This window comes from Pseudolysinimonas sp. (assembly GCF_044239695.1).
Taxonomy (GTDB): Bacteria; Actinomycetota; Actinomycetes; order Actinomycetales; family Microbacteriaceae; genus Pseudolysinimonas_A.
The window spans coordinates 12,135-22,698 of sequence record NZ_JBIIAW010000002.1 but is presented as its reverse complement, the minus strand read 5'-3'; the positions used below and the strand labels follow the sequence as shown (position 1 = coordinate 22,698).

Sequence of the window (10,564 nt, the reverse complement as noted above, 5' to 3'; positions counted from 1 at the left end):
AAGAGTCCACTCCCCCTCGAACAGTCCTCCTAGGCTGACGTCGTGACTTCGATCGTCTGGTTCCGCGACGATCTGCGACTCGCCGACCACCCGGCTCTCCACGCGGCGCTCGACCGCGGCGGCCCGGTCGTGCTGCTGTACCTGTTCGACCAGGAGAGCCCCGGCATCCGACCCCTCGGCGGCGCGACCCTCTGGTGGCTCCATCACTCGCTCAGGGCGCACGCGGCCGAGATCCACAAGCGCGGGGGCCGGCTCCTCCTGAGGCGCGGGTCCGCCGAGGACGTCCTCCCGACTCTCGTCGCCGAGACCGGGGCGGAGGCGGTCTTCTGGAACCGCCGCTACGGTGCAAGCCGGGAGGTGGATGCCCGCCTCACGTCGACCCTCCGAGCCGACGGGGTCGAGGTGGCGTCGTTCGCGGCCAACCTGCTCGTCGAGCCCTGGGAGGTCACGACCGCCGCCGGAGAGCCGTACCAGGTCTTCACGCCCTTCTGGCGGGCCGCCCGCGAGCGCCCGATGCGCGAACCGCTTCCCGCTCCCCGCGAGCTCCCCGGGGGCCCGGCCCCGGCATCCGACGACCTGGCGAGCTGGGAGCTGCTTCCCACACGCCCCGACTGGGCGGAGGGTCTGCGCGAGACCTGGGAGCCCGGGGAAGCCGCAGCCGCCCGGCGCCTCGAGGCGTTCGCCGACGAGGGCCTCGCCGACTACCACCGCCGCGACGAGCCCGCGATCGGCACCTCCAACCTGAGTCCCCACCTGCGGTTCGGTGAGATCTCCCCGACGCAGATCTGGCACCGGATGCACGGCGACCTCTCCCCCGCCGCCCGGACGAACGTGCCGAAGTTCCTCTCCGAGGTCGGCTGGCGCGACTTCAACTGGTCGATCCTCTACGCCAACCCCGACCTCGCCACCCGCAACTACCGCGCCGCCTACGACGCGTTCCCGTGGTCCTGGGATCGCGGGCTCGAGGTCGAGGCCTGGCAGCAGGGCCGCACCGGCATCCCCCTCGTGGATGCCGGCATGCGCGAACTGTGGCGCACCGGGTCGATGCACAACCGGGTGCGCATGGTCGTCGCCTCGTTCCTCGTGAAGAACCTGCTGCGGCACTGGCGCATCGGCGAGGAGTGGTTCTGGGACACGCTCGTCGACGCCGACGAGGCGAGCAACCCCGGCAACTGGCAGTGGGTCGCCGGTTCCGGGGCCGACGCCGCCCCCTACTTCCGGGTGTTCAACCCGGAGCTGCAGGCGAGGAAGTTCGACCCCGACGGGCACTACGTGCGCGACTGGGTGCCTGCAGAGGAGCTGCTCGCGCCGATCGTCGACCTCGCCGAATCCCGGCGGCAGGCGCTCGACGCATTCGCGAGCCTGAAACGCTGAGCCTGCAGGACGACGCTAGACGGGTGGGCGGCCGCCGATGAGCATCACGGCTCGGGCCGCCGCGCCGACCGCATCCCGCACCGAGGCCTCGGCGTCGCCATCCCGGATCCAGCGCGCGAGGAAGCCCGCGGCGAAGGCGTCGCCCGCACCGGTCGGGTCGACGAAGTTGTCGATCCGCGGGGCGGCGACGGCGAGCGCGGGGACACCGCGCCGGAAGAGGATCGCCCCCGCGGCACCCTGCTTGAGCACGACCATCGGGAAGCGTTCGAGCAGCACGGTCCCGATGCGCTGGGGATCGGTCTCACCCGAGAGCAGCGCCCCTTCGGCGGCATTGGGGAAGACGATGTCGACGCCGCGCATCTCCTCGAGGAACCGCTCGACGCCGTAGTCGGCGAGGTATCCGGTCGATGCCGGATCCACCGACACCGGGATGCCGCGGTCGCGGGCGTGGGCGATCATCGCCCGAGGCGCCCCGCGGCCGTAGTCCTTCGTGATCGTGTATCCGCTGACGTGCACCACCCCGGCCGCATCGAGTACGGCGTCGGTCAGCAGCGCATCGCGCAGGGCGGCGTTGGCGCCACGATCGGTGAGCATCGAGCGGCTCTGCCCCTCGATGATGAGCACGATCGTCCCGGTCGGCATCCCGGGCTCGACGTGGAGGTGCGGCTCGACCCCGCAGTTGCGCAACGCCTCCGCGTGGTAGTCGGCGTCGGCCGAGCCCACGGTCCCGAGGAAATCGACCGCGGCGCCGAGGGAACCCGCCCAGGCGGCGGTGTTGGCGGCGGAGCCTCCGGGACGGGGTTGGATGCGGGCGTCGGTGTCGGTGTCGCCGCGGATCGCTCCGCGCGGCACCACGACGATGTCGTTCATGACGTCGCCGACGACGACGATACGACGGGGCTCGGTGGTCATCAGGCAGGCGGCAACGCCGACCAGGCGTGCGCGATCTCGGCGGCGACCCGCACGTTGTTGCGGGCGAGATCGAGGTTGACCTCGAGGCTGCGCCCTCCGGAGGCGTCGACGATGTAGCCGAGCAGGAACGGCGTGACCGCCTTGCCGCGCACCCCGGCCGTCTCCGCGGCCTTCCACGCCGTGCTCAGCACCCGATCGTGCTCCGCCGGGTCCCACTGCTGGCCGAGCGGCACCGGGTTGGCGACGATGAGCCCCTGGCGGGCGCCGAGGTCGTCGCGGGCGCGCATGATCGCCGCGACCTCGGCGGCCCCCTCCACGGCCCAGTCCAGCTGGTACCCGGACTCGCGCAGCCAGAACGCCGGGAACTCCCGGGTGCCGTAGCCGACCACAGGGATGCTGAGCGTCTCGAGGCGCTCGAGAGTGGCGGGGATGTCGAGCACGCTCTTCACGCCCGCGCTGACGACGGTGACGGCGTTCTCGGCCAGGGTCGGCAGGTCGGCCGACTCGTCGAAGGTCGCGTTCGCGCCTCGGTGCACCCCGCCGAGACCGCCGGTCGCGAACACGCGGATGCCGGCGAGCGCGGCGAGCCGCGCGGTGGCGGCCACGGTCGTCGCACCCGAGCGCCCGAGGGCGGCGAGGATCGGCAGGTCCCGCACGGACGCCTTGGCGAGGTCCTCCTCGGCGATGCGCCGCACGCCGTCGGCGTCGAGGCCGATGCGCGGGATGCCGTCGAGCACCGCGATCGTCGCGGGCACGACGCCGCGCTCACGCAGGATCGTCTCGAACTCGAGCGCCGCCTCGTGGTTGCGCGGGCGCGGCAGGCCGTGGGAGATGATCGTCGACTCGAGGGCGACCACCGGACGACCGGCGTTCAGGGCCTCGGCGACCTCGGGGGAGAGAAGCGGGGAGAACACCCCGCCAACGGTACCCGCCGCCATTACCACCCGGTGACGCCGCAGGTCCCGGCGTCCTCTCAGCCTGCTGCCAGCGAGCGCGGCAGCGGCCCGAGATGTTGGGCGAATCGGCTCCCCACATTGTCAGGAAGACATCGGGTCACGGCCTCTCGACCCCCGAGCGGGGGTCACGTCGGCAATCCGGTTCCGGGGTGCGCACCGGACCCCCACTGTCGCCCGGGAGAGCCTCGGCCGACAGTCGACCGGGCCGCTCCCGGTCGACGGAAATCCCCAAGGAGTTCGCTGAAATGAACACCCGCAAGAAGACCGCATTCGGAATCCTCGGCGTCACGGCCACGGCCGCGCTCGCGCTCGGCGCCACCGCCCCCGCGATGGCTGACGACAGCGAGTCGACGTCGACGATCTGGAACACCAGCAAGACCACCGAGCTGTTCGGCGGCACGTACCACGGCGGCGACTACACCGGTGGCGACGTCTCCAACGAGTCGCCCGTCATCGTGGCCCCCGAGGTCAACACCGGCGACGTCCTCTCCGGCGACCTGCTCGGCGGAGGCATCGCCAACGGCAACGCGATCGGCAACGAGAGCCTGAACGGCACCCACCTCGGGTCGGGCAACGTCCTGGGCTCGGGCAACGACGCCGCGATCGGGTCGGGGAACGACACCGCGATCGACGGCGTCGACGCGACCGTCGACGACCTGCTCGACAGCACCGTCGGCGACATCACGGGCGACATCACCGGTGACGTGAGCGACCTGCTCGACGACATCGACGTCTCGCTCGACGGCATGTTCGAGGACTGACCGCCGCGGGATCCCTCCCGCTCACGGCATCCTGAGAAGCCCGCTACGCCTTCTGCGTGGCGGGCTTCTTCGCGGCCGGCTTGCGCGCGGCCGGTGCCTTCGCGGCGGCCGTCTTCGTCGCCCCCGCGGCAGCCTTCGGGCCCGACGCCTGCGGCTTCGCGCCGAGGATCTTGCCGGGGTTGAGGTTGTTCTTCGGGTCGGTTGCGCTGAACAGCCCCGCCATGACGGCGACGCCCTGGCTCGAGATGTCCTGCTCCATCCACGGCGAATGCTCCACACCGACGCCGTGGTGGTGGGAGAGCGTCGCGCCGTTGTCGATGAACGCCTGCTGGATCGCCGACTTCACGACGTCGTACTCGGCGAGCATGTCGCTCTTCTCGACGAACGCGAAGGTGAAGTACAGGCACGCGCCCGAGTGGTACGAGTGCGACATGTGCGCCATGATCCAGCCCTTGATCCCGATCGACGCGTACGCGTCCTCGGCGGCCTTGATCGTGCCGTCGTAGACCGCCTGGAGCTTCGACCACGGGGCCGCCGTCTCGGAGACGTCGCCGACGGCGCCGTAGTCGAGCAGGAAGTCGCGCAGGTACGGGGTGTCGAATTTCTTCTGGTCGTAGAGCACGCCCGGGCCGGTGCCGACGCCCATGCCGTTGTGCTTCTTGACGATCTTGTCGACGATGGCCTTGGAGAACTTGGTGCCCTCCTTGGTGCCTTCGAAGCCGATGAACGACAGCGCGATGTTGTCGAGTCCGCCCGGCTGCTTCGCCCAGCCCTTGCTCTTCATCAGCTGCGGCAGCACGGTACCGGCGAGGAACTTGTCCGCGCCCTTCCGCTCCTTGCTCGTGGCGAGCGAGAAGCCCGACTCGCGCCCGTCGGAGACGCGCGTGATCGACGGGTGGGCGTCGGACTCGTTGATCTCCTGCATGGCCGCAAGTCCGGTCTCGAAGTTCGGGAAGAAGTACGCCTGGATCTCGCGCACCTCGGCGTTGCGGCGGATCTGCGCGGTCACCTCGGTGATGACGCCCAGGCGCCCCTCCGAGCCGAGGATCATCTCGCGCACGCTCGGGCCGGTCGAGGTCGACGGCAACGAGCGGATGACGAGGGTCCCACCCGGACGCGCGACCCGCAGGCCGCGGGCGATCTGCGCGATGTCGCCGAAGCGGTCGCTCTGCATGCCGGAGGAGCGGGTCGCGACCCACCCGCCGATCGTGGAGTGGGTGAACGAGTCGGGGAAGTGCCCGATCGTCCAGCCCTTCTTCTGCAGCTGCTCTTCGAGGTCGGGGCCGAGGGCACCGGCCTGGATGCGCGCCGTCCCCGCGTCCGGGTCGATGTCGAGCACCTTGTTGAGGCGGCCGAGATCGAGCGAGATGATCGTGCGCTTCTCGGTGGGGACGGGCTCGAGCGACCCCGCGATGTTGCTGCCGCCGCCGAACGGGATCACCACGGCATCCGCGGCGACCGCGGCATCCACGATCTGCTGCACCTCCGCCTCGTCGTCGGGGTAGACGACGACGTCGGGGTAGCGCAGCACCTGGTTGGCGCGGATGCGGGCGAGGTCGCGCAGGCTCTTGCCGTAGACGTGGACCACGCGCTCCATGTCGTCGGTGCGGACATCATCGGCGCCGACGATCCCGCCGAGAGTCTTCAGGAAGGCGGCGGACGCGACGGGCTTCGCGATCGTCATCTCCTCGAACGCCGGCGCCTTCGCCGGCGTCGCCGAGTGCAGATCGAGTCCGACCGCCTTCAGCACGAACGGCGCGAACGCGGGCTTGTCCTTCCAGTGGAAAGCTGTGCCCTCGTTGCCCCAGCCCCACCACTTCATGTGGCTGACCTTCTTGTTGTCGACGTCGGTCATGAACGCTTTCCTTCGGGTTCTTCGGGGGCTCGGTAGTCGGAGCCCAGGATGCGGGGGCCGTGCTCGGCGATCATGCTCTCGATCTGAGCCTTCACCCGGGCCATGAACGCGGTCGGCACTTCGCCGTCGCGAGCGTACATCGGCTCTCCGTAGACGACGCCGACGGCGAGGCGGCCGGGCTTGGGCCACTTGCCGCCCCGCGGGTGGGCGCGACCGGCACCGACGAGAGCCACGGGGACGATCGGCACTCCGGTCGCGGAGGCCAGGGCCGCGGCACCGGGCTTGAAGTGGCCGAGCTTGCGGTAGTCCTTCGCGCGGGTGCCCTCGGGGAACACCGTCAGCGGCACCCCCTTCTGCAGCAGCACCTTCGCGCTCACCCCGCGCGGGTTCACGCCGGAGCGGTCGACCGGGAACGCGTTGAAGAACAGGCTGGTCAGGCCGCGTCGCCACCAGACGTCGAAGAAGTAGTCCGCCGCGGCGCCGGCGGCGAGATAGCGCGACATCCGCATCGGCAGGGATCCCAGGATGAGCGGGGCGTCGAGGTGACTCGAGTGGTTGGCGATGACGATGAAGGACTTGCCGACCTTCTTCAGGTTCTTGACGCCGTGCACTTCGACCTTGACGGTCGACCAGGCGACGGGCACGAGCAGCCCGCGTTGGGCGACGAACCGCGCGGCGGCGCGACCTTTCGAGGTGAACCGCTTCGCCTTCGCGGACATGGATCGCTCCTTCTCCGCGCGCTCGTCTTCGGTCACTCCGTCACGGTACTACTGCGACTGGACGAAATGGCACGGGAGATCGACCGGACGGCCGACCTCGGGAGGTGTCGGGCGAACCACATCAGCACCTTGTACCGAACACTCGGTATGGAGATGACCTTGCCCCGCTCGGCATCCCGCAACGCGGATTTCACGAGCTTTTCGGAGTCGAGCCACATCCAGCTCGGGATGCCGCCCTTCGAGATTCCCGCGCGGGCATGGAATTCGGTATGCACCCAGCCGGGGCAGAGCGCCGTGACGGTGACGCCGGTCCTGTGCAGGTCGTTGGAGAGTCCCTCGCTGAACGCGGTGACCCAGGTCTTGATCGCCGAGTACCCGCTCGCCATCGTGATGAAGCCCGCGGTGCTCGAGACGTTGATGATGCGGCCGTGCCCCCGCGCGCGCATCGAGCGGGCCGCCGCGGCTCCGAGTTCGCGCACGGCACGCACCATGACCTCGAAGGCGAAGTCGTGAACCGTGGAGTCGGCATCCGACAGCTTGGAATGCATGCCGAAACCGGCATTGTTCACGAGCACGTCGATCGGCCGGGCCGCGTCCTCGAGACGCGTCACGACCTTGGCGACGTCCGCCCGCTTCGACAGATCGGCGGGCAGGATCTCGACCTCGCGACCCATGCCGCGCAGTTCATGGGCCATCTGTTCGAGCCTCGACTCGTCCCGGGCGACGAGCACGATGTCGTCGCCGTTCGCGGCCAGTTGGCGGGCGAAGGTGGCGCCGATCCCCGACGTCCCTCCCGTGACGAGAGCGATACCCATGTGCCTTACGATACGGTGCAGGGCACCATCGCGAAGCAGCCGGGATGGGGCCGCCGCGTGACGAAGGGCCCCACCCCATGACTTTCGACGTCCGTGAGTTCGCCCGCACCGCGCGCGGCAGCCACCGCGCGGAACTCGATCTCGAGGCCCTCACCCCGGCCGACCTCGACGCCGATGCCGCCCGTCTGGTGCGCACGATGCGCGACCTCGAGCACCACACGATGGAGCGGATGCGGAACGTTCTCGTGACGGCGACGCACAAGGATGCCCGCGTCACCGCGTTCCTCACGACCTGGGCGTTCGAGAAGTTCTGGGTCGCCGACGCGCTCGACGCCGTGCTCGAGGCCACCGGCCACGACCTCACCTCTCCCGAGGGTGCCCGCCGGCTCTCGCCGCGCGAGCGCTTCGAACGCCGCGGACCGATCGCGCGCGCGATCGCCGGCAACATCGCGGGGCCCGAGCTCGTCGCCGCGCACGTGACCACGGGCCTCATCGACGAATGGATCACCGCGGCGGCCTACCGGCGGCTCGGCGAGCTCGCCGTCGCCATCCGTCCGGTCGCCGACATGATCATCGAGCTGAAGGAACGGCACATCGCGTTCCTCGCCGAAGACGCCGAGCGCCGGTTGTCGGGCTCGGCACGCGCGCGGAAGCTCGCGCAGAAGGAGGTCAAGCGCTCCGCGTGGCCGCTCGGCGCCGTCGACCGCTCGGCACAGGATCGGGCCTACTTCGAGGCGGCGGTGTTCGGCGGACCCGAGGGAGCCGCCCGGGCGGCCGAGATCTCGGCGCTGGTCGCCGCACTCCCGGGCCTGAGTGACGTCGCACCCACCGTGGCTGCGAGACTGGTCCCGTGACTCCGAAGAAGGCGACCACCGATCTGGGCAGTGCGAAGGTCTTCCTGACCGGGGCCACCGGCTTCGTCGGTCAGGCCGTGCTCGAACGACTGCTCAACGACCACCCCGACACGACGGTGACGATCCTCGTGCGCGTGAAGGGCGGGGCGAGCGCAGAGGACCGCGTGCGCTCCCTCTTGCAGAAACCCGTCTTCGCCGCTTGGCGCGACAAGGTCGGCGAGCGCGGCGTCGAGGACGCCGTCAAGAACCGCATCAAGGTGTTGGCGGGGGGCTTGAGCTCGCCGATGACCCTGCCGAAGGATCTCGACCTCGTCATCCACAGCGCCGCGAGCGTCTCGTTCGACGACCCGATCAACGAGTCGTTCGAGGCCAACATCGGCGGCGCCATCAACCTCTACGAGAGCGTCCGCGCCGCCGGGGGCGACCCGCGCGTCGTGCACGTCTCCACCTGCTACGTGCAGGGCCTGCGCAAGGGCGTCGCGCCCGAGGCGAGCCTCAAGCACGACGTGGATTGGCGCGCCGAGTACGCGTCCGCGTTCGCCGCCCACACCCGCATCGAGAACGAGTCGCGAGAACCGCACCGTCTGCGCGAGTTCATGCAGGTCGCGCAGGCCGACCACGGCAAGGAGGGCCCGCAGGCCGTCGCCAAGTGGAGCGAGGTCGCGCGCACCGCGTGGGTCAAGAAGGAACTGGTGGATGCCGGCCGCACCCGCGCCCAGAGCCTCGGCTGGACCGACGTCTACACGTTGTCGAAGGCGTTCTCCGAGCGCGCCGCCGAAGAGCTGTGGGGCCAGGACCACCGTCTGTCGATCGTGCGCCCCGCGATCATCGAGAGCGCCCTCAAGCATCCCTACCCCGGCTGGATCGACGGCTTCAAGGTCGCCGACCCGCTGATCATGGCCTACGGCAAGGGTCAGCTTCCCGAGTTCCCCGGTCTGCCCGACAGCATCCTCGACCTCATCCCGGTCGACTACGTCGTCAACACGATCCTCGCCGCCGCGGCCAACCCCGCGAAGAAGGGCGAGCCGGAGTACTACCACGTCGCCTCGGGCGCCTCGAATCCCGTGCCGTTCCACCAGATGTACGAGAACGTGCACCAGTTCTTCGTGAAGAACCCGCTCACCGACCGCAAGGGCAACCCGATCGCGGCTCCCGAGTGGAAGTTCCCCGGGCCCGACAAGGTCGAGCGCGGCATCAACCGGCTCGAACGCCGGGTGCGCGCCGGCGAACGCGCCCTGCGGATCCTGCCGAAGACGAAGGGCTCGACGGCGACCCTCGCGAAGCTGCAGAAGGGCGTCGCCGACCTCGCGACCCTGCGCAACTTCGTGTCGCTCTACCGCGTGTACGTCGAGACCGAGCTGATCTTCGACGACACCAACCTCCGCGCGTTGCATGACGCCCTCCCCGCGAAGGAGAAGGCCGACAAGGGCTTCGACATCTCGGCGATCGACTGGGACGACTACCTGCAGAACGTGCACTTCCCGGCGATCACGAACCTCACCACGGCGTTCTCACGCGCCCGCCAGGCCGAGCGCGCCGCCGCCGTGCCGACCCGTCGGGCCGAGCTGCCGCCTCGCGGCGACGTGCTCGCCGTGTTCGACATGGAGGGCACGGTCGTCGACTCGAACATCGTGCAGCAGTACCTCTGGGTGCGCTCCGCGGGCCTGCGCAAGGCCGCCTGGCCCGGCGAGGTGCTGCGCATCCTCGGTTCGGTCCCCGGCTACCTGCGCGCCGAACGCCGGAACCGGGGCGAGTTCATCCGCAGCTTCCTGCGCCGCTACGAGGGCATGCCGGTGGCGCGTCTGGAGAAGATCGTCGCGGGCGGCTACGGCACCACGATGCGCCGTCACACGAGCCACGAAGCCCTCGCGCAGATCCAGGCGCACAAGGACGCCGGACACCGGACGGTGCTGGTGTCGGGGTCGATCGGCTTGCTCGCGAAGCCGTTCGAGAACCTCTTCGACGAGGTCGTCGCGACCACGATGCACGAGCGCGACGGGGTGCTCACGGGATACCTCACGAAGCCGCCGATCGTCGACGAGTCGCGCGCGGCCTGGCTCGCGCGGTACGCCACGGAGCACGGCGCCGACCTCGCCGCGTCGTACGGCTACGGCGACAGCCATGCCGACCTGGGATGGCTCGAGATGCTCGGCCACCCCACCGCGGTCAATCCCGACCCCCAGTTGGCCAAAGAGGCGCAGAAGCGTCAGTGGCCGATTCAGAACTGGAAGAAGGGCATGCGTTCACCGAAGCGTGCTTTGATGGACGGCAATCCGGTGCCCGCCGCGGCTCCGAAGCCCGAGAAGCAGTAACCCGAC

Annotated in this window: 9 protein-coding genes; 4 read left to right on the top strand and 5 right to left on the bottom strand. The window is 70.0% G+C overall.

Annotated elements, in window-relative coordinates; all coding sequences use genetic code 11:
- The first annotated feature begins 42 nt into the window (after window positions 1-42).
- Window positions 43-1,374 (top strand): cryptochrome/photolyase family protein, encoded by a 1,332-nt coding sequence (locus ACILQS_RS00540; protein WP_395638141.1) that lies wholly within the window; start codon window positions 43-45, stop codon window positions 1,372-1,374.
- 15 nt (window positions 1,375-1,389) lie between these two features.
- On the opposite strand, the gene ACILQS_RS00535 is transcribed toward ACILQS_RS00540, so the two are convergent.
- Both ACILQS_RS00535 and ACILQS_RS00530 read right to left on the bottom strand, forming a co-directional pair.
- Window positions 1,390-2,286, bottom strand: coding sequence for a carbohydrate kinase family protein (locus tag ACILQS_RS00535; RefSeq protein ID WP_395638140.1), 897 nt, complete (start codon window positions 2,284-2,286; stop codon window positions 1,390-1,392).
- Window positions 2,286-3,200 (bottom strand): pseudouridine-5'-phosphate glycosidase, encoded by a 915-nt coding sequence (locus tag ACILQS_RS00530; protein WP_395638139.1) that lies wholly within the window; start codon window positions 3,198-3,200, stop codon window positions 2,286-2,288. Before ACILQS_RS00530 ends, ACILQS_RS00535 begins: the two co-directional genes overlap by 1 nt.
- Window positions 3,201-3,487: 287 nt before the next feature.
- Between ACILQS_RS00530 and ACILQS_RS00525 the strand changes: the two genes are divergently transcribed.
- The gene (locus tag ACILQS_RS00525) at window positions 3,488-4,003 is read left to right on the top strand and encodes a hypothetical protein (RefSeq protein WP_395638138.1); all 516 of its coding nucleotides are present in this window, start codon (window positions 3,488-3,490) and stop codon (window positions 4,001-4,003) included.
- 43 nt (window positions 4,004-4,046) lie between these two features.
- Here the strand turns inward: ACILQS_RS00525 and ACILQS_RS00520 are convergent, their stop codons facing one another.
- Genes ACILQS_RS00520 through ACILQS_RS00510 form a run of 3 tightly spaced genes read right to left on the bottom strand, consistent with a single transcriptional unit; the run spans window position 4,047 to window position 7,392 of the window.
- Entirely contained in the window at window positions 4,047-5,858 is a 1,812-nt protein-coding gene (locus ACILQS_RS00520) for an FAD-binding oxidoreductase (protein WP_395638137.1), read from the bottom strand.
- Window positions 5,855-6,613, bottom strand: coding sequence for a lysophospholipid acyltransferase family protein (locus tag ACILQS_RS00515; RefSeq protein ID WP_395638136.1), 759 nt, complete (start codon window positions 6,611-6,613; stop codon window positions 5,855-5,857). Before ACILQS_RS00515 ends, ACILQS_RS00520 begins: the two co-directional genes overlap by 4 nt.
- On the bottom strand, window positions 6,610-7,392 hold the full coding sequence (locus ACILQS_RS00510; protein ID WP_395638135.1) for an SDR family NAD(P)-dependent oxidoreductase: 783 nt from the start codon (window positions 7,390-7,392) through the stop codon (window positions 6,610-6,612). Before ACILQS_RS00510 ends, ACILQS_RS00515 begins: the two co-directional genes overlap by 4 nt.
- Window positions 7,393-7,469: 77 nt before the next feature.
- On the opposite strand from ACILQS_RS00510, the gene ACILQS_RS00505 reads away from it, so the two are divergent.
- Together ACILQS_RS00505 and ACILQS_RS00500 are read left to right on the top strand one after the other, a co-directional pair.
- The gene (locus tag ACILQS_RS00505; RefSeq protein WP_395638134.1) at window positions 7,470-8,246 is read left to right on the top strand and encodes a hypothetical protein; all 777 of its coding nucleotides are present in this window, start codon (window positions 7,470-7,472) and stop codon (window positions 8,244-8,246) included.
- Window positions 8,243-10,558, top strand: coding sequence for an SDR family oxidoreductase (locus tag ACILQS_RS00500; protein WP_395638133.1), 2,316 nt, complete (start codon window positions 8,243-8,245; stop codon window positions 10,556-10,558). Before ACILQS_RS00505 ends, ACILQS_RS00500 begins: the two co-directional genes overlap by 4 nt.
- Window positions 10,559-10,564: the final 6 nt, after the last annotated feature.

Bases quoted from the DNA above. Each gene is read 5' to 3' on its own strand.
- ACILQS_RS00525 (WP_395638138.1), top strand. From the start codon at position 3,488: ATGAACACCCGCAAGAAGACCGCATTCGGAATCCTCGGCGTCACGGCC.
- ACILQS_RS00510 (WP_395638135.1), bottom strand. From the start codon at position 7,392: ATGGGTATCGCTCTCGTCACGGGAGGGACGTCGGGGATCGGCGCCACC.
- ACILQS_RS00505 (WP_395638134.1), top strand. From the start codon at position 7,470: ATGACTTTCGACGTCCGTGAGTTCGCCCGCACCGCGCGCGGCAGCCAC.
- ACILQS_RS00520 (WP_395638137.1), bottom strand. From the start codon at position 5,858: ATGACCGACGTCGACAACAAGAAGGTCAGCCACATGAAGTGGTGGGGC.
- ACILQS_RS00535 (WP_395638140.1), bottom strand. From the start codon at position 2,286: ATGACCACCGAGCCCCGTCGTATCGTCGTCGTCGGCGACGTCATGAAC.